Raw genomic sequence first — 17,447 nt, forward strand, 5'->3', positions numbered from 1 at the left:
TGCATGCTGGCCAGTTTCATCTGCCATCGGATCTCCCGTTGGTCATGCAAACCTTTTCCGCTTGAACTGCATCCGCGTGCCGGGCAAGGCTATGCCCAGTGACGGCGACAACGCGCGACATATGCCCTGACGACACCCGGTGCCGAGCAGAACCTGCCCAGCCGGCGCCTGGCGAAACCGCTCGGCGGTGCCCCTGTCGCGCGTGAGCAGAATGTGAAGTGCATCGCGATTGTCTACCGCATCCCTGCAGCAGCATCTGAAGATGCGACGGACGTCGCGGAATCCGGCTAAAGCCACCGATCGCGTCGCCGATATTCCCTCTGGATCCCGCTCAAGTCGCCCGCTGCAGGACCCCAGGCTGCCCCCGACGGGCGGCCCGCGCTGTGTGTTCCGCCGCTCCTTATGCCGATCGCACCCGCACCAGACGTTCTTGCCAGCCGCTCGAGGGGTGCCTGCCGGTACCTGTAGTCCCAAGCAACTGAAGTTGCCGCCGGGCATCCCGCCCGTCGGGTCGCAACCGCTTACCGGACACCGAGGATCAGACAATGCTCATTCCAGGCTTTACGGCGGGCGCGCAGGCGCCGGCCGAGCTGCATACCCGTTGGTCGCCGTGGCGCGCCCTGCTGGGCGCGCTGGCACCGCAGCACCGCAGCGACGTCGAGGCGGCGGCCGATGGCCGTGCCGAGCTGGAGGCGCAGGTCGCGGCGCTGCACCGGGTCCAGGCGGTCATCGAGTTCGCCCTCGATGGCACCATCCTGCAGGCCAACGAGAACTTCCTGCAGGCGATGGGTTACCGGCTGGAGGAGATCCAGGGCAAGCATCATTCCCTGTTCGTCGACCCCGAGCAGGCGCGCAGCGCCGGATACCGTGACTTCTGGGCGCGGCTGGGTCGTGGCGAATATGACGCGGGCCAGTACCGGCGTTTTGGCAAGAACCAGCGCGAGATCTGGATCCAGGCCTCGTACAACCCGGTGCTGGACCGGCAGGGGCGTCCGTACAAGGTGGTCAAGTTCGCCACTGACATCACTGCGCAGAAGCTGCAGGCGGCCGACTCGGCCGGCCAGCTGGCGGCGATCGACAAGTCGCAGGCGGTGATCGAGTTCAGCATGGATGGCCGCATCCTGTCGGCCAACGACAACTTCCTGGCTGCCACCGGTTACAGCCTGGATGATGTGCGTGGCCAGCACCACTCGCTGTTCGTCGAACCTGAGTATCGCTGCAGTGCCGAGTATCGGCAGTTCTGGGAAAAGCTCGGCCGTGGCGAATATGATGCCGGTCAGTACCGGCGCCTCGGCAAGGGCGGACGCGAGGTCTGGATCCAGGCGTCCTACAACCCGATCCTGGACCTCAACGGGAAGCCGTTCAAGGTGGTCAAGTACGCCACCGACATCACCGCGCAGGTGCATGAGAACCAGGCCATGCAGCGTGCCGTGGCGCAGACCCGTGAAGTGGTGGCGGCCGCCAAGGAGGGCGACCTGACCCGGCGCGTGGCCACCGCCGACAAGAACGGGCCGATCGCCGAGCTGTGCGAAGGGGTGAATTCGCTGGTCGAGGCGATGGCCGCGATCATCGGCCAGATCAAGTTCGCCGCTGACACCATCGCCGTCGGCGCCACCGAGATCGCGCAGGGCAACAGCGATCTGTCGCAGCGCACCGAGCAGCAGGCAGCGTCGCTGGAGGAGACCGCGGTGTCGATGAAGGGCCTGGCCGAGACCGTGCAGCGCACCGCGACCAACGCACGGCAGGCCAGTCAGCTGGCTGGTGGTGCCGCCGATGTCGCCGCGCGCGGCGGTAACGTAGTGCACGAAGTGGTGGAAACCATGGCGGTGATCAACGCGTCCTCGCGGCGCATCGTCGACATCATCGGCGTGATCGACGGCATCGCCTTCCAGACCAACATCCTTGCACTGAACGCCGCGGTGGAAGCCGCGCGTGCGGGCGAACACGGGCGTGGCTTCGCCGTGGTCGCCACCGAGATCCGGGAACTGTCGCAGCGCTCGGCCAGTGCCGCCAAGGAGATCAAGCAGCTGATCGATGCGTCGGTGGCCAATGTCGGTGCCGGTACCGCGCAGGTTGAGAGCGCCGGCCGCACCATGGACGAGATCGTGGTCAACGTGCGCCGGGTCAGCGACCTGATGTCCGAGATCAGCACGGCCGCGCAGCAGCAGAGCGACGACATCCAGCAGATGAACCATGCCGTCGATCTGATCGACCAGGGCACCCAGCAGAACGCCGCGCTGGTCGAGGAAGCTTCGGCCGCGGCGCGCAGCATGGAAGAACAGTCGGCGCAGCTGCTGCAGACGGTGGCCAGCTTCCGCGTGCAGGGTGGGGCGGGGCACCTGCATGGTGCGGCGGTGCTGCGCGCGGTCTAGGCGCGGCGGTCGGCGTGTTGTTCCCCGGCCTCGACGGCCGGGGCGGCGTGCACGCAGTTGCGGCCGGCATGCTTGGCCCGGTACAGGGCCTGGTCGGCACGCTCGACCAGGCTGCGCGGGTCACCCTCATCATGCGCGGCCTGCCAGGCCACGCCGATGCTGATGGTCACGTGGGCCTGGGCGGCGGGCAGGGCGGCGGCTTCCACGGCGGCGCGCAGGCGCTCGCCCAGGCACAGGGCGTGGCCGATGTCGGGCGCGGGCAGGGCGGCGATGAACTCCTCGCCGCCGTAGCGGGCCAGCAGGTCATCACCGCGTTGCAGGCAGCCGTCGAGGATCGCGGCGACCGCCTGCAGGCGGCGATCACCTTCCGGATGCCCGTAGGTGTCGTTGAGTCGCTTGAAGTGGTCGATATCGATCATCAGCACCGCCAGCCCCACGCCCTGGCGACGGGCGCGGCCGTGCGCGCTGCCGAGCGCTTCATCGAAGTTGCGCCGGTTGCCGAGCCCGGTCAACGGATCGCGCCGGGCCAGCAGCGCCAGCTCGTCGCGCTCACGCTGGATCTGCACCTGGGTGAGCACGCTGCGCAGGGCATGGCCGAGCATGGCACCGATGAACCCCACGGTGGCCAGGGTCGGCTGCAGGCGTGCCACCAGCAGCGCCACCATCATCAGCAGCAACGGCAGCATCAGCGGCACGCCGGCATCGACGATGCGGCGGAGGTTGCGCGGCACAGCCACCGCCGGTGGGCGGTACGTGCTGCCGGCCAGCACTGCCAGCAGCACGAACAGCCCGCTGATCAGCAGGTCGCCCCAGCCACCATCGGGTACCTGCGGCTGCCAGTTATTGATGTAGAGCGCCATCAGGAAGTAGCCGAGCGCGTAGATCGTCAACGTGCGGAAGAAGTCGCGGCGGTCGGCATTGTCCTCGGCCAGGAAGCGGATCAGCGCGAAGCAGAACACCAGGCTGTTCTGCACGTTGCTCAGGGTGTGCAGGCATTGCGTCCACAATGCGGTGTTGAGGTGTGCCATCGCCCGCGTATGCACGAAGTACAGCAACCACAGCAGCGCGATGACCGCCAGGTCCACCGCACGGATACAGCGGTTGCCGCCGCCTGGGCTGGCGGCAACGTAGGTCAGCGGAATCCGGTAGAACACATACAGGATCAGCGACGAGGCGGTCATCTGCGCAGGGCTGAGGCCGGCCACATTGCGATACAGCAGGGCCAGCAGGGCCAGCGAGAACAGGCCGACGGCAGCGCCCAGCGTTCGCCACTTGCAGGCCGCCTGGCTGTCGCGCGCGCGTCGCACGCAGGCCAGAGCGGCCAGAAGGGGGGCGGTGATCAGCATCAGGTAGGAGCCAACCGGGTCCTGCGGGCCGATCAAGGCAATGACGAGCGCGTGCGTGACCATGAAAAACAGTGCCGCACGCAACGTCATGCATTCCCCCGCCCCCAGATCCGGCTGGGATCACGATAGGCAGAAGTAGGTGAGGCTGGCAAGAAAAGTGTGCGCTAGTGCTATTCGCAACCTTGTCGGCTGTCACATTTTCGTTTCATCGGGGTGACACGACGGCGTTGCCGTGGGCGTACGTCCAGACGTCGCGGGGCTGCCCCCGCACGTGGCGATGGGCGCGCAGTATGTCGGCAAGCGTGGGAGGGGCATGCTGGGGCATCCTCGCCAGTGCCGGCGCTCCGGTCCGGGAAATGCAAAAGGCCAGGTCATGGACCTGGCCTTTGATGCAGTGGTGCCGGTGAAAGGACTCGAACCTTCATGGGGTCACCCCCGGCTGATTTTGAGTCAGCTGCGTATACCATTCCGCCACACCGGCAGGCAGCGTGCGAGTGTAACCGAGGTCGGCAGGAGATGCCTAGTAGGAGAGCCTATCAGGGCGGTTCCTGTCGGCATTGGCCCCTTGGTAGCTATACTCCCGACGTGCAATTGCCTCCAGGAGCGGTAGCTGATGACAGTGTTGCAGGACCTGAGGGTGCTGGTGGTCGAGAACGACGAGATGAGTGCGGCCCTGCTGCAGATGCAGCTGGTGCATGCCGGTGCGACTGTGGTCGGGCTTGCCGCGAGTGTGTCCGAGGCCCTGCGGCTGCTGGAGCAGAGCACTCCTGACGTGGCCCTGCTGGATTACCGGCTGGCCCGCAACGAGACCAGTGAACCAGTGGCTGCAGCGCTTTCGGCGCGTGGCATTCCGTTCGTGCTGGCCACCGGGATGCTGGCCGAGCAGCTGCCTGCGCCGATGCTGGCCGGCCTGTTGCTGGTCAAGCCGTACCTGTCGGCCGATCTGTCGCGGGCGCTGGCGCGTGCGGTGGGACGCTCCAGCGCCAAGGCCTGAGCCGCTCGCCACGCACCGGCAGGGGGAAGCTGCGGGGGCTGAATCCTCACGTCTGCGATGCGCGGCGGCAACCCCTGATCCAGGAGCCCTGCCCACGCGCGGTTTTTCATTCGCGTCCGGCGCTCAGCCCGCTTCCTCGTACACGTAACGGATTTCCTCGCGGTCATCGAGGATGCGGTACTGGCGCGCCAGATCATCCGGTTCGGGGTTGAGCCAGGCGTCCAGGTGTTCCCTGCGGATCGGTACCACGCCGCGGTCATGCCCGGCAGCGGCGACGTCGCTGGGCGGTGTGTCGGTGATCGTGGCAAACGAAAGCAGGCGGCCTTCCGGTCCTTCCCATTCCGCCCAGAGGCAGGCCAGCAGCAGGTCGCGGGGTGGATCGGGGCGGAATTCGAGCACCACGTCCTGCTCCTTTTCGTCGGCACCGAGGCTGCGGCCGGCGATGGCGTGGCGGGGCACGTGCTCGTAGAACGCCTGCACCACCACCACGCCGTGGCGCAGTCCGAACGCACCCCGCCAGTAACCTTCCAGGCTGTCGCGCCGCGCGTTGTAGGTGCCGGGGTACAGCACGTCGTTGCGCGCCGGCTTGTCCGGCAACCGGCACTGGTAGCGCATCGGCTTGATCACGCGCCGGCCGTTCTCGCTGACCATCACCGGTGCGTAGGTGCCGGGGAAAATGCGGTTGTCGCGCGGCAGCAGCTGTACCCGATGCAGGTCGTCCAGCCGGGCCTGCGCGCGCTCGATGCGGTTGCCGGCCACGCGCAGGTCATTGCGCGCTTTCTGCGTGGGCCGGGTGGCCAGCGTGGCGTGGGCAATATCGCGTCGTTCGCGCTGCCGGACCAGTTCAGCCTCCAGCGCCTGCTGCTCCTGCGCATGCCATTGCTGGATCTTCGCCACGATGGCCCGGCCCTGTTCGGTACGCGCACCGGCGAACCCGTCATCCATCGCCTTCGGCGTCTTCGGCCGTTTCTTGCCTGGATCGTGTGCGTACAGTTCGGCGAACTCCTCCAGCGACAGGATGGCGCCGAACTCGCGTACCAGCTTGGCGTAGTCAGCGCGGATCAGGGCGGAATAGCACATGGGACTCTGGGGGCCTGGGTCGCAGCGGCTGCGACGTGGATGCGGCAGGATAGCCCGACCCATCTGGAGATGCCGCATGACTGATTCCATCACCTGCCAGTTCCGCGAAGCCGTGCCCACGGTCGAGGACTACTGCCGGTTGCGCGTGCTTGCAGGCCTCAGTGCCAAGGCCCGCGAAGCGGCCGCCCGCGCGCTGCCCAATACGCTGTTCGGCGTATGTGCCTACCAGGGCACTGAGCTGGTGGCGATGGGCCGTATCGTCGGCGATGGCGGCTGCCACCTGCAGGTCTGTGATATCGCGGTGCTGCCGCGGTTGCAGGGGCAGGGCCTGGGCAAGGAAGTGATGCGGCGCCTGGATGGCTGGATGCAGGCCAACCTGCCGCCATCGGCGTACGTCAGCCTGCTGGCCGATGGCGAGGCGCATCGGTTGTACGCACAGTTTGGTTTCGCGCCCACGGCACCGGCATCGATCGGGATGTATCGGCGGTTCTGAGCCGTAATCGGGGTGAAGCCATCCACACCATGCGTGGATAGGGCCTTCCCAGGAATCACAGGCAAAGAAAAACCCCGACCGGAGTCGGGGTTTTCAAGAATTGGCGTCCCCACGGGGATTCGAACCCCGGTCGCCACCGTGAAAGGGTGATGTCCTAGGCCTCTAGACGATGGGGACGCACGAAAACTTCAAGTTGTAGATCCTTCGACGGCCTAATGTCGAAGTGGTGGAGCCAAGCGGGATCGAACCGCTGACCTCCTGCATGCCATGCAGGCGCTCTCCCAGCTGAGCTATGGCCCCATGAAACTCCGGATGATCTGCCGGGAGCAGAGTCCGTTTTGAAACTGGCGTCCCCACGGGGATTCGAACCCCGGTCGCCACCGTGAAAGGGTGATGTCCTAGGCCTCTAGACGATGGGGACGCACGAAAAACTTCAAGTTGTAGAACCTTCGACGGCCTAATGTCGAAAGTGGTGGAGCCAAGCGGGATCGAACCGCTGACCTCCTGCATGCCATGCAGGCGCTCTCCCAGCTGAGCTATGGCCCCCGTGTTACCGAGCCGCCTATCATACCTGCGTGTTCACGTTTGTGGAAGTTTTTTTTTGAACTTTTTTCGTTCCGGTTCGACCGTCGCCACGAGGGCAGGGGAACCGCAACGCCACAACCTGAATGCCGGTAGGCGGTGAACAAAAAAGACCCGGTTATCGGCCGGGTCCTCGTTGTTCGTGATGAGTGGCGTCCCCACGGGGATTCGAACCCCGGTCGCCACCGTGAAAGGGTGATGTCCTAGGCCTCTAGACGATGGGGACGCAATTCTCATCAATGTTCTTTAGCGACCTTTCGACGGCCTAATGCCGAAAGATTGGTGGAGCCAAGCGGGATCGAACCGCTGACCTCCTGCATGCCATGCAGGCGCTCTCCCAGCTGAGCTATGGCCCCACGTCGCTGAGGAGCGAAATAATAGCCTTGCCCCCGGGGGTTGGCAAGCATTTGTTGCACTTTTCTTCACGCGCGTTGCTATGCCGCGTCGTCGGTCAGCGCCGCCAGGATCGGGCACTGATCCAGCGTGCCGTGGCCGGGGCAGGCGTCGACCAGCTGAGAAAGCGCGGTGTGCATGCGCTGCAGTTCGGCCATGCGTTGTGCAATGTCCTGCAGCCGGGCCTGCGCCGTGTCGCGCACACTGCCCATGTCCTGTGAGTGGCGGTCACTGAGCGCCAGCAGTTCGGCGATTTCTTCCAGGCTGAAGCCCAGCGTCTTGGCGCGGCGGATGAAGCGCAGCCGGCGCAGGTCCTGCTCACCGAAGATGCGGTAGCCCCCGGCCGAGCGTGCCGCCGTGGGCAGCAACTGCTGGCGTTCGTAGTAGCGCACCGTATCGATCGGCACGCCGGCCCGGCGTGCCAGTTGACCAATGTTCATGGCGGATTCCTGCGGATGCTGCCGCTCATTGTGAAGCCTTGAGTCTGGTCCAGGGTCAAGGTCTCGTCGCTGACGGCGCATTCAGCGCACTTTGCAACTTTCTTCATAGCCCCACCGTCGTGGCAGTTCCTACCCTGCGCCTGAACCGGCCGCTGGACGGCCTGCAACGAACCGAGGAGATGGTCTGTGGAAGGATTCAGGAACGAAGGATTCGTCGAGGTCGCGGTGGTCGAATACCCGGGAGGCGACCCGTCGGCCGCCTCCGTGCTGACCGAGATGGCACATGTCGCCAACCGGCTTGCCCAGCAGCAGCGCCGTCCGTTCAAGCGTGTCCTGGTGACCCGCTGGATCGTGCCGGCCAGCCAGACCGGCGTGCATCGCATTGCCGGCGCGGAGATGCTCGAGGCGGACATCCCCGCCGTGATCGCCGTGCCTGGCCAGATCAGCCAGGGCGTCTGCCTGCGCGCCGATGAGGTGCTGCTGGATTGGCTGCGCGCGCATTACGACGGTGGCAGTCTGCTGGCTGCCGCCAGCGACGGTGTCAGCATGCTGGCACGCGCCGGTCTGCTGGCTGGGCGCACCGTCAGTGGTCCGGACCTCGGGCGCCATCCGGGCCTGCAGGGGCAGTCGGCCAGCTGGGTACCCAGCGAGCGCGCGCTGGTCGATGACGGCGACCTGCTGACGGTGGCCGGTTCCCAGGCCTGGCGCTTCCTCGCCCTGCGCCTGCTGTACCGGCTGCACGGCCAGGGCGTGGCGAGTTCCGTGGCGCAGCAGCTGGGGATCACGGTTCCGGCGGCGATCCAGCAGGATCTCGAGCGTTTCAGTGCCAACTTCGCCCACGGCGATCGCGACGTACTGAAGGCGCAACGCTGGCTGCATACCACCGCTGCGCGCGGCGCCACGCTCGGTGCGATCTGTGAGATTTCCGGGCTGGAGCCGCGCACCCTGCAGCGGCGCTTCCTGAAGGCCACCGGCCTGCGCCCGATCGAGTATTGCCAGCGGTTGCGTATCGCCAAGGCGCAGACGCTGTTGCAGCAGGGGGCGGGCATCGATGAAGTGGCCTGGGGCGTGGGCTATGCCGACCAGAGCGCATTCCGTCGTCTGTTCCTGCGCATTGTTGGAATGACGCCGGCCAACTATCGCCGGCTGGTCCACAACAAGCGGCGCGAGCGGCCGCTGTTGTCATCGGTGGCAGGCAGCCTGCGCGGGCTGCAACCGGCGCCCGGCATGCAGATGCCGCGCAGCGTGGCCTGATGCCTGCAGTAGGCGTCGCGCTTGCAACCTGGGCGCGACGCTTCGACCATGCAGGTAACGGATGATGGGGCAGGTGGGCTGATGTCGAGTGTGGGACCGGTACCGATGCCGGTGGTGTTGATCCTGATGTGCGTGCTGCTGGCCATGGCGGTAGCACGCCTGTGGCCGCGTCGGAAAGACGGGATGGCAGTGCCTTCCGCGGCCAGCCTGGTTCTGGACATGTTGCTGATCGGCCTGCTGTGCGGACGCATCAGCTTCGTCGCCTTGAACTTCGCGCTTTACCGTGAGGCCCCGTGGAGCATCCTGCAGATCGCCGACGGTGGGTATCACCTTGCAGTCGTGCTGGCTGCGGGCCTGGCGTGGGGCACCTGGCGGCTGCGGCTCTGGCGCGCGTTGCGTGCGCCGGTGCTGGCGGGCGCACTGGTGGGCGTGGTGTCGTGGGTGGTGGGCAGCCACCTGCTGTCAGCCTGGCAGGAGCAGCGGATGCCGCTGCCGGCGGTGCAGGTGGCCGATCTGCAGGGGCGCGTGATCGACCTGCAGCAGTTCCGGGGCAAGCCACTGGTGCTGAATCTCTGGGCCAGCTGGTGTGGGCCCTGCCGGCGCGAGATGCCGGTGCTGGCATCCGCACAGCAGACCCACACCGACGTGCAGTTCGTGTTCCTCAACCAGGGGGAAACCCTGGACGAAGTGAAGGGTTTCATTGCATCCGAACAGCTCTGGCTGGGCAATGTACTGCTGGACGATACCGCCTCGGCGTCAACCGTGCTGGGTGTGCAGGCCTATCCGTCGACGCTGTTCTTCGACGCCGAAGGTCGCCTGCGTGAACTGCACCTTGGCGAACTGACCGCGGCGGGTCTTGAACACAAACTGCGCCGGCTGCGGTAGCCTGCGCGGGCATCTCATTACGGAGTTCCCATGTTGTCGACTTCCCTGCGCATCGCTCCGGCGGTGCTGTTGCTGCCGGTCATGCTGGCATTGGCCGCCTGCAGCCAGGCCCAGACCCCGCCGGGCAAGACGGCGGCAGCGCCGGCCGCCGGCGCTCCGGCCACCGCGGCCAAGGGTGACCGTCCCGCAGTGCTGAAAGGCATCGAGAAGCACGGCTTCGAAGTCGTTGCCGAGTTTGATGCACCGGGTGGCCTGCGTGGCTTCGCCGGCGTGGTGGGGGGGCAGCAGCCCGCCGCCGCGTACGTGACCGCCGACGGCAAGCATGTGCTGGTGGGCAGCCTGTTCGATGCCGAAGGCAACGATGTGGCCGCCGAGGCGGTGGAGAAGCTGGTCGCTGCACCGATGTCGGCCAAGATGTGGACCAAGCTGGAAGCCAGCGCCTGGGTGCGTGACGGCAAGGCCGATGCACCGCGTGTGGTCTATACCTTCAGCGATGCCAACTGCCCGTACTGCCACAAGTTCTGGGAAGCGGCGCGTCCGTGGGTTGACGCCGGCAAGGTGCAGTTGCGCCACATCATGGTTGGCGTGATCCGCGAGGACAGCCCGGCCAAGGCCGCCGCCATCCTCGCGGCGCGTGATCCGAGCGCGGCGCTGCTGGAGAATGAGCACCAGTTCGACCGTGGCGGCATCAAGGCGCTACCGAGCATCAGTCGCGAGATCGCAGGCAAGCTTGATGCCAACCAGGTCCTGATGATCGAGATGGGCTTCCAGGGCACGCCGGGCATCCTGTTCCAGGATGCACAAGGGCAGGTGCAGCGTCGCGCGGGCCTGCCGCAGGGCGCCGACCTGCAGACGGTGCTGGGTCCGCGCTGATCGCCGCCAACGTCGTGATGTAACCGACAGGCCCGCATGGCAGCATGCGGGCCTGTTGCAATTCGGCGCTCCTGCGGCGGGCGGAGAGGGCAGCAGGGCTGCGCAGCAGCTGTTCGTCGTCACATCTGAATCGTGACTGACATCAAGCATCGCGCCTTGATTCCAATCAAGGTCAAAAACGACAGGCGGATTAGCCTGTTGACGCATGGAATACAGCGTCAACGCGCCATGGATGCCGCGCCAGACATGGCTTGAACCAGGGCGGTCGGCACAGCCATTCACGACACTCTCACTCCCCGATTGTTACCCAGACCGCTGCGGTCGCCACCTCTCTGGCAGCGCGGCCTTGATGGGCTCGACACCGGTGCGGGCAGGGCAGTGTCATCGTCCTGTTGCCTGCCGGATGCAGGCTGGCCGGTGTCGTCAACGCAGTATCCGCATTTCCAGCAACGGCAACGCGAGGCCAGGGCACTGTGCGCCTGTATCCGGCCAGCGCGCTGCGAGTGTTTGTCCAGGGAGGATGCAATGCGCTTGGCGGTACTGAGTCTGGCCTGTTCGACCGCACTGGCGATCGCGCCAGCGTATGCGCAGCAGCATGGCCAGGAAGATGCGCAGGCGTTGCGGCAGGAAATCGCTGCCATGCGCCAGGCATTGGAAGGCATGCAGCAGCGCCTGGATCGGCTTGAGCAGCGCGAGGGCTCAGCGCCTGCCGCCGTGGCGCAGGCCCCGACCCCGGCAGCAACGGCGGGCGGCAGCGCCAGCATGCTGCACCCGACCCAGGTGCCGGGCGTGGCGCAACCGGTGCTGCCGCAGCGCGAATCGGTGGCCGATCCCTCAACGGCGGCGTCGCGTCCCGACAGTGCAGCCGGTCCGACCGACCCCGATCTGAAAGGATTCTTCGCCATTCCAGGCACCGATACGGTGATCCGCATCGGTGGCTACGCCAAGCTCGATGCGATTGCCGATTCGCGTGCGGCCGGTGACGAAGATCAGTTCATTCCGTCGTCGATGCCGGTGGGTGGCAGCCATCGCGATGTCTCCAATTTCAACATCCATGCCAAGCAGACCCGCTTCAGCTTCGAGGCGCGGCGCCCGACCACGCACGGCAACCTGCGTTTCTACCTGGAGAACGATTTCTTCGGCAGCAGTGAGGGGTATGAGTTCCGCCTGCGACACGCCTATGGACAGCTTGGCAACACCTATGCCGGCTATGGCTACTCCAGCTTCATGGACCCGGACAGCCTGCCCGATACGCTTGACTTCGCCGGGCCGGGCGGCGCCGGATACCTGCTGGTGGCGGGCATCCACCACAGTTTTGCGATAGGCAAGGGCAACACCCTGACCGTCGCTGCTGAAGACCCGAAGACTGAACTCGCCGGCGCCAGCGATGCTCGCACGGCAGTCAACCGCCTGCCCGATGTGACCGTGACCGCGCGCCTGGAGCGCGACTGGGGCCACCTGCAGCTGGGCGCGGTGGCACGCAGCCTGGCCTACGACGGCGATGGCGAGCGCGACCGGCGCATGGCCGGTGGCCTGCAGCTGAGCGGCTCGGCGTCAGTGGGCGAGCGCGACCTGCTGCTGTTCGGCGTACTCGGCGGGCGCGGCCTCAGTCGCTACACCGCCGACCTGACCGGCTCCGGACTGGACGCAGTGGTCGGCGCCGACGGCCGCCTCGCCGCGTTGGACCTGCACGGCGGTTTCGTCGGCTACACCCATTACTGGTCCGCGCTGTGGCGCTCCAACCTGATCTTTGGCCAGCTGACCCTGGAGCGCAACGCCGCACTCGCCGCTGATGCATTCCGGCAGAGCCGCTACGGCGTGTTCAACCTGATCTGGAGCCCGGCGCCGTCCTGGACGATGGGCATGGAGCTGCTGTACGGCCGGCTGGAACAGCAGGGCGGCGCACGCGGCGACACGGTCCGGGTGCAGGGCAGCCTGCAATACAACTTCATCAAATAGACGCCAGCGGTCGTACGCCAGCGTAACCGTCCCCACGCCCGGTGCTGCCGGGCTCATGCCAGTACCGGAGATCGTCATGGCAGAAGCAAAGAAAATCGGGGTGGTCGGAGCCACCTTCCTCGTCGCCGGCAACATGATGGGCTCAGGCGTGTTCCTGTTGCCGTCCAGCCTGGCCAAGATCGGTACCGCCTCGATCTGGGGCTGGCTGATCACCACCGCCGGTGCGCTGCTGCTGGCCTTCGTGTTCGCCAAGCTGGGCAAGCTCGCACCCAAGGCGGGCGGTCCCTATGCCTACGCGCGCGACTGGTTCGGGCCGTACATGGGCTTCCAGACCAACACCATCTACTGGTTCGCCAACTGGATCGGCAACGTCGCCATTCCGATCGCGGCGGTGGGCTATTTCAGCTATTTCTTCCCGATCCTGTCCGAGCCGCTGGTGCGTTGCATCGCGGTGCTGGTGCTGGTGTGGGCACTGAGCTTTGCCAACGTGATCGGTCCGGCCTTCGTCAGCCGCGTGCAGACGGTCACCACCAGCTTTGCGTTGGTGCCGATCCTGGGCATCGCCATTTTCGGCTGGTTCTTCTTCGATGCCGACATCTTCAAGGGCGCCTACAACGTGTCTGGCGAGTCGAACTTCGGTGCGATCTCGAGCGCCGCGGCACTGACCCTGTGGGCCTTCATCGGCGTCGAGTCTGCATCGGTGACTGCCGGTGTGGTCGAAAATCCGGAGAAGAACGTCGCCCGCGCGACGCTGGCCGGCGTGTTCCTGGCTGCCATCGCCTACATCGCCAGTTCGTCGGTGATCATGGGCATGGTGCCGAACGCGGAACTGCAGGTGTCCGACGCACCGTTCGCGCTGGCGGCGGCCAAGGCGGTCGGTGGCTGGGGCGGCGCGCTGGTCAGCCTGTGCGCCTTCATCGGTGCCGCCGGCTCGCTGGGTGGCTGGATCCTGCTGACCGCGCAGAGTGCCAAGGCAGCGTCGGATGACGGCCTGTTCCCGAGCATCTTCAGCAAGACCAACAAGGACGACGTGCCGGTCAAGGGCGTGCTGATCGTGGCGGTGCTGATGACCCTGGCGGTGCTGGTGACCTCCACCTCGGAAACCGCGTCGGCCCAGTTCGACGTGATCACGTCGGCGGCCGTGGTGCTGACCCTGCTGCCCTACATCTACTCGTGCGTGGCGTGCTACTTCGTGGTCGAGCGTTCGCACACCCTGGTCCACACCGGTGCGTTCTGGACGCTGACCAGCCTGACCGTCGTGTACTGCCTGTGGGCGATCTACGGCTCGTCGGGGACCATCGTGCAGTACGCCTTCCTGTTCGTGCTGTTCATCACCGTGTTCTATCCCTTCTTCAGCGAGGAGCGCCGCCAGCAGCGGCAGCGCGCCCGCGAGGCCTCGGCGATCAGCGCCGGCGCCCGGCATTCCTGAGTTCGACAAGGAGAATCAACGTGTACTTCAAGTCCCTGGACTACCCGGTCATTGTCATCGACAACGACTACGAGTCGCCGCGCATCGGTGGCATCCTGATCCGTGCGCTGGTGGAAGAGCTGCGCAGCAACGACCAGCGCGTGCTGTGCGGGCTGAACCTGGATGACGCCCGGGCCGGTGCCCGCACCTACGTGGCGGCCTCGGCGGTGCTGATCTCGATCGATGGCAGCGAAGAGGTGGATGGCGAGTTCCAGCGCCTGACCGCCTTCCTGCGCGAGCAGAGCGCACGCCGTGCCAATCTGCCGGTGTTCCTGTACGGCGAGCGCCGCACCATCGAGAAGGTGCCGAGCAAGCTGCTCAAGTACATCCACGGTTTCATCTTCCTGTTCGAAGACACCAAGAGCTTCATCTCGCGGCAGGTGATGCGCGCGGCCGAAGACTACATGAAGAACCTGCTGCCGCCGTTCTTCAAGGCGCTGATCCATCATGCGGCCGAGTCGAACTATTCCTGGCATACGCCGGGCCATGCCGGCGGCGTGGCATTCACCAAGTCGCCGGTCGGCCGCGCATTCCATCAGTTCTATGGCGAGAACACCCTGCGCAGCGATCTGTCGATCTCGGTGCCGGAGCTGGGCTCGCTGCTCGATCACACCGGCCCGATCAAGGATGCCGAGAACGAGGCGGCACGCAACTTCGGTGCCGACCACACCTTCTTCGTCACCAACGGCACCTCCACCGCCAACAAGATCGTCTGGCATGGCACGGTGGCCCGCGGCGACGTGGTGTTCGTTGACCGCAACTGCCACAAGTCGCTGCTGCACGCGCTGATCATGACGGGTGCGGTGCCGGTGTACTTCACGCCCAGCCGCAACGCGCACGGGATCATCGGCCCGATCAGCCTGGACCAGTTCACGCCGGAGTCGCTGCAGCAGCGCATCGCCGCCAATCCGCTGGCCAGCCAGGCCTACAAGGCCGGCTCCAAGCCGCGCATCGCGGTGGTCACCAATTCGACCTACGACGGCCTGTGCTACAACGCCGAGAAGATCGCCGACGAGATCGGCAGCGCAGTCGATTTCCTGCATTTCGACGAAGCCTGGTACGCCTACGCCGCGTTCCACCCGTTCTACGAGAACCACTACGGCATGGCCAAGGGCAAGCCGCGTGAGCAGGATGCGATCATTTTCACCACGCATTCCACCCACAAGCTGCTGGCGGCGTTTTCGCAGGCCTCGATGATCCACGTGCGCAACTCGGCGCAACGCAACCTCGATGCCGAGCGCTTCAACGAATCGTTCATGATGCACACCTCGACCAGCCCGCACTACGGGGTGATCGCGGCCTGCGATGTGGCGTCGAAGATGATGGAAGGCGACGCCGGCCGTTCGCTGGTGCAGGAAATGCACGACGAGGCGATCGCCTTCCGCCGCGCGATGCTGCACGTCCGCGATGATCTCGGCCGCGACGACTGGTGGTTCAGCGTGTGGCAGCCGACCCAGGTCGAGCGCAGCCTGGACAAGGGCGATACGCCGGCACCGATGGTGGCCAAGCGCGAGGAGTGGTACCTGCAGCCGGATGCGCACTGGCACGGCTTCGAGAACCTGGTGGATGACTATGTTCTGATCGACCCGATCAAGGTGACCCTGCTGACCCCGGGCCTGGCAATGGACGGCAGCATGGGCAGGCTGGGCATCCCGGCGGCGGTGCTGAGCAAGTTCCTGTGGGGCCGCGGCATCACCGTGGAGAAGACCAACCTGTACTCGGTGCTGTTCCTGTTCTCGATGGGCATCACCAAGGGCAAGTGGAGCACCCTGGTCACCGAGCTGATGGCGTTCAAGGAACTGTACGACCGCAATGCGCCGCTGAGCCAGGCACTGCCGACGCTGGCCGCCGATTATCCGAATGCCTACGCTGGCTGGGGCCTGCGTGACCTGTGCGACGCGCTGCATGCGTTCAACCAGGAATTTGCCGTGGCCAAGGTGATGCGCGAGATGTACGTGGACCTGCCGACGCCGGTGATGACCCCGGCCGATGCCTACAACCACCTGGTCAAGGGCGAGATCGAGCGGGTCGACATCGAGCAGATCAGTGGCCGCATCGCGGCGACCATGCTGGTGCCGTACCCGCCGGGCATCCCGACCATCATGCCGGGCGAGCGCTTCGGCGACAGCGACGAGCCGATCATCCAGTCGCTGCGCATCGCCCGCGAGCAGAACGCCCGTTTCCCGGGCTTCGAATCGGACGTGCACGGGCTCATCATCGAGCAGGAGGGTGATGCGGTCTCGTACAAGGTGGAGGTGCTGAAGGCCTGACCCGTAACGGTCGGCTCATCGGCGAACGATGGATACCGCGCGCGAGCAACGCATCCTGACGTTCTCGATCGGGGTCACCCTTGCGGTGAGCGCGGTCGGCTTCGGCGGTGGCCTGCTGGTGGGATCGCAGGCCATCCTGTTCGACGGCGTGTACAGCCTGGTCGACGTCGCCCTGACCCTGGTGTCGTTGTCGGTGCTGCGGCTGGTGGCGCGGGAACAAAGCCCGCGCTTCCAGTATGGCTACTGGCACCTGGAGCCGATGGTCGAAGCGCTGGGTGGTGTGATCCTGTCGCTGGCCTGCGTGTATGCGCTGGCCAACGCGGTGATCGGCCTGACCACGGGCGGGCACGAAGTGAAATTCGGGCCCGCGCTGTGGTGGGCGGCGCTGCTGAGTGCCAGCAACCTGGCGATGGCGGCGTTCGTTGCGCAGCGGGCGCGGCATCTGCGCTCCGCGCTGTTATGGCTGGATGTGCGTGGCTGGCTGCTGGGCGGGTTGATGAGCCTGGCAGTGGTGCTGGCCTTCGTGTTGGCGCTGGTCCTGCACGGTGGTGAGTGGCACCATTGGGTGCCGTACCTGGATTCGATCGTGCTGGCATTGATCAGCCTGGCGATGCTGCCGGTGCCGGCGCGCAGCGCGTGGAAGGCCATGCGCGAAGTGCTGCAGGTGGCGCCGGATGATCTGGACCGGCGCGTGCAGCGGGTGATGCAGGCGTTCGTGGCCGAGCGTGGCTATACCGGTTTCACCAGCCATGTGGCGAAGATGGGGCGGATGCGCTTCATCGAGATCCATGTATTGGCTGACCCGATCACGCCGCTGGGGTCGGTAGGCGAAGTCGATGCGATGCGCGATGAGATCGCGGTGCGGCTGGATGCGCGGGGCAGTACTTTCTGGTTGACCATCGATTTCACCGCAGACCCGGCGTGGACGTGAGCCGGGAACGGTAGAGCCGAGCCCATGCTCGGCTGCCATTCGCGCTGAGCAGCCGAGCGTGGGCTCGGCTCTACACGTGGGCACGATCGTTGCGCATGGCGGACCGG

13 protein-coding genes and 7 tRNA genes are annotated in these 17,447 nt (G+C 66.0%); 10 read left to right on the top strand and 10 right to left on the bottom strand.

Going from position 1 to position 17,447, the window contains the following annotated elements:
• Positions 1 to 545 precede the first annotated feature (545 nt).
• The gene (locus AC5P53_RS12835; RefSeq protein WP_241887472.1) at positions 546 to 2,372 is read left to right on the top strand and encodes a methyl-accepting chemotaxis protein; all 1,827 of its coding nucleotides are present in this window, start codon (positions 546 to 548) and stop codon (positions 2,370 to 2,372) included.
• On the opposite strand, the gene AC5P53_RS12840 is transcribed toward AC5P53_RS12835, so the two are convergent.
• The gene (locus tag AC5P53_RS12840) at positions 2,369 to 3,808 is read right to left on the bottom strand and encodes a GGDEF domain-containing protein (protein ID WP_241887474.1); all 1,440 of its coding nucleotides are present in this window, start codon (positions 3,806 to 3,808) and stop codon (positions 2,369 to 2,371) included. The two genes, AC5P53_RS12835 and AC5P53_RS12840, sit on opposite strands and share 4 nt — an antisense overlap.
• Before the next feature lie 305 nt (positions 3,809 to 4,113).
• A tRNA-Leu gene (locus AC5P53_RS12845) sits at positions 4,114 to 4,199 on the bottom strand.
• A 132-nt stretch (positions 4,200 to 4,331) separates the two neighbouring features.
• Here AC5P53_RS12845 and AC5P53_RS12850 point away from each other — a divergent pair.
• On the top strand, positions 4,332 to 4,712 hold the full coding sequence (locus AC5P53_RS12850; RefSeq protein WP_032957303.1) for a response regulator: 381 nt from the start codon (positions 4,332 to 4,334) through the stop codon (positions 4,710 to 4,712).
• Between the two features lie 123 nt (positions 4,713 to 4,835).
• Here AC5P53_RS12850 and AC5P53_RS12855 read toward each other — a convergent pair whose 3' ends face one another.
• Positions 4,836 to 5,792, bottom strand: a complete 957-nt coding sequence (locus AC5P53_RS12855) for an SOS response-associated peptidase family protein (RefSeq protein WP_014647533.1) — start codon at positions 5,790 to 5,792, stop codon at positions 4,836 to 4,838.
• 76 nt (positions 5,793 to 5,868) lie between these two features.
• On the opposite strand from AC5P53_RS12855, the gene AC5P53_RS12860 reads away from it, so the two are divergent.
• Complete coding sequence (locus tag AC5P53_RS12860) at positions 5,869 to 6,285, top strand: GNAT family N-acetyltransferase (RefSeq protein ID WP_014647532.1); 417 nt, start codon at positions 5,869 to 5,871, stop codon at positions 6,283 to 6,285.
• 101 nt (positions 6,286 to 6,386) lie between these two features.
• Here AC5P53_RS12860 and AC5P53_RS12865 read toward each other — a convergent pair.
• The 7 genes from AC5P53_RS12865 to AC5P53_RS12895 form a co-directional block, all read right to left on the bottom strand.
• A tRNA-Glu gene (locus tag AC5P53_RS12865) sits at positions 6,387 to 6,462 on the bottom strand.
• Between the two features lie 47 nt (positions 6,463 to 6,509).
• A tRNA-Ala gene (locus tag AC5P53_RS12870) sits at positions 6,510 to 6,585 on the bottom strand.
• 45 nt (positions 6,586 to 6,630) lie between these two features.
• A tRNA-Glu gene (locus AC5P53_RS12875) sits at positions 6,631 to 6,706 on the bottom strand.
• A 49-nt stretch (positions 6,707 to 6,755) separates the two neighbouring features.
• A tRNA-Ala gene (locus AC5P53_RS12880) sits at positions 6,756 to 6,831 on the bottom strand.
• A gap of 186 nt (positions 6,832 to 7,017) precedes the next feature.
• Positions 7,018 to 7,093, bottom strand: a tRNA-Glu gene (locus tag AC5P53_RS12885).
• A gap of 54 nt (positions 7,094 to 7,147) precedes the next feature.
• A tRNA-Ala gene (locus AC5P53_RS12890) sits at positions 7,148 to 7,223 on the bottom strand.
• Between the two features lie 78 nt (positions 7,224 to 7,301).
• Positions 7,302 to 7,700 (bottom strand): heavy metal-responsive transcriptional regulator, encoded by a 399-nt coding sequence (locus AC5P53_RS12895; protein WP_014647531.1) that lies wholly within the window; start codon positions 7,698 to 7,700, stop codon positions 7,302 to 7,304.
• A 186-nt stretch (positions 7,701 to 7,886) separates the two neighbouring features.
• Between AC5P53_RS12895 and AC5P53_RS12900 the strand changes: the two genes are divergently transcribed.
• From AC5P53_RS12900 to AC5P53_RS12930, 7 genes are all read left to right on the top strand, one after another.
• A complete protein-coding gene (locus tag AC5P53_RS12900; protein WP_180834939.1) occupies positions 7,887 to 8,954 on the top strand; it encodes a GlxA family transcriptional regulator in 1,068 nt (355 codons plus the stop codon).
• An 81-nt stretch (positions 8,955 to 9,035) separates the two neighbouring features.
• Positions 9,036 to 9,839: a redoxin family protein gene (locus AC5P53_RS12905; protein ID WP_049440971.1), complete on the top strand. Its 804-nt coding sequence runs from the start codon at positions 9,036 to 9,038 to the stop codon at positions 9,837 to 9,839.
• Positions 9,840 to 9,869: 30 nt separating this feature from the next.
• Complete coding sequence (dsbG, locus tag AC5P53_RS12910) at positions 9,870 to 10,712, top strand: thiol:disulfide interchange protein DsbG (protein ID WP_032957294.1); 843 nt, start codon at positions 9,870 to 9,872, stop codon at positions 10,710 to 10,712.
• A gap of 525 nt (positions 10,713 to 11,237) precedes the next feature.
• A complete protein-coding gene (locus AC5P53_RS12915; RefSeq protein WP_049440969.1) occupies positions 11,238 to 12,671 on the top strand; it encodes a DcaP family trimeric outer membrane transporter in 1,434 nt (477 codons plus the stop codon).
• Between the two features lie 76 nt (positions 12,672 to 12,747).
• Positions 12,748 to 14,100: an arginine/agmatine antiporter gene (adiC, locus tag AC5P53_RS12920; RefSeq protein ID WP_021204506.1), complete on the top strand. Its 1,353-nt coding sequence runs from the start codon at positions 12,748 to 12,750 to the stop codon at positions 14,098 to 14,100.
• A 20-nt stretch (positions 14,101 to 14,120) separates the two neighbouring features.
• The gene (locus tag AC5P53_RS12925; RefSeq protein ID WP_014647525.1) at positions 14,121 to 16,409 is read left to right on the top strand and encodes an Orn/Lys/Arg family decarboxylase; all 2,289 of its coding nucleotides are present in this window, start codon (positions 14,121 to 14,123) and stop codon (positions 16,407 to 16,409) included.
• A 28-nt stretch (positions 16,410 to 16,437) separates the two neighbouring features.
• Positions 16,438 to 17,340: a cation diffusion facilitator family transporter gene (locus AC5P53_RS12930; protein WP_241887478.1), complete on the top strand. Its 903-nt coding sequence runs from the start codon at positions 16,438 to 16,440 to the stop codon at positions 17,338 to 17,340.
• Positions 17,341 to 17,447 lie beyond the last annotated feature (107 nt).

Source organism: Stenotrophomonas sp. YJH_SMC_82, assembly GCF_059368875.1.

Bases quoted from the DNA above. Each gene is read 5' to 3' on its own strand.
- AC5P53_RS12835 (WP_241887472.1), top strand. From the start codon at position 546: ATGCTCATTCCAGGCTTTACGGCGGGCGCGCAGGCGCCGGCCGAGCTG.
- AC5P53_RS12840 (WP_241887474.1), bottom strand. From the start codon at position 3,808: ATGACGTTGCGTGCGGCACTGTTTTTCATGGTCACGCACGCGCTCGTC.
- AC5P53_RS12850 (WP_032957303.1), top strand. From the start codon at position 4,332: ATGACAGTGTTGCAGGACCTGAGGGTGCTGGTGGTCGAGAACGACGAG.
- AC5P53_RS12855 (WP_014647533.1), bottom strand. From the start codon at position 5,792: ATGTGCTATTCCGCCCTGATCCGCGCTGACTACGCCAAGCTGGTACGC.
- AC5P53_RS12860 (WP_014647532.1), top strand. From the start codon at position 5,869: ATGACTGATTCCATCACCTGCCAGTTCCGCGAAGCCGTGCCCACGGTC.
- AC5P53_RS12895 (WP_014647531.1), bottom strand. From the start codon at position 7,700: ATGAACATTGGTCAACTGGCACGCCGGGCCGGCGTGCCGATCGATACG.
- AC5P53_RS12905 (WP_049440971.1), top strand. From the start codon at position 9,036: ATGTCGAGTGTGGGACCGGTACCGATGCCGGTGGTGTTGATCCTGATG.
- dsbG (WP_032957294.1), top strand. From the start codon at position 9,870: ATGTTGTCGACTTCCCTGCGCATCGCTCCGGCGGTGCTGTTGCTGCCG.
- AC5P53_RS12915 (WP_049440969.1), top strand. From the start codon at position 11,238: ATGCGCTTGGCGGTACTGAGTCTGGCCTGTTCGACCGCACTGGCGATC.
- adiC (WP_021204506.1), top strand. From the start codon at position 12,748: ATGGCAGAAGCAAAGAAAATCGGGGTGGTCGGAGCCACCTTCCTCGTC.
- AC5P53_RS12930 (WP_241887478.1), top strand. From the start codon at position 16,438: ATGGATACCGCGCGCGAGCAACGCATCCTGACGTTCTCGATCGGGGTC.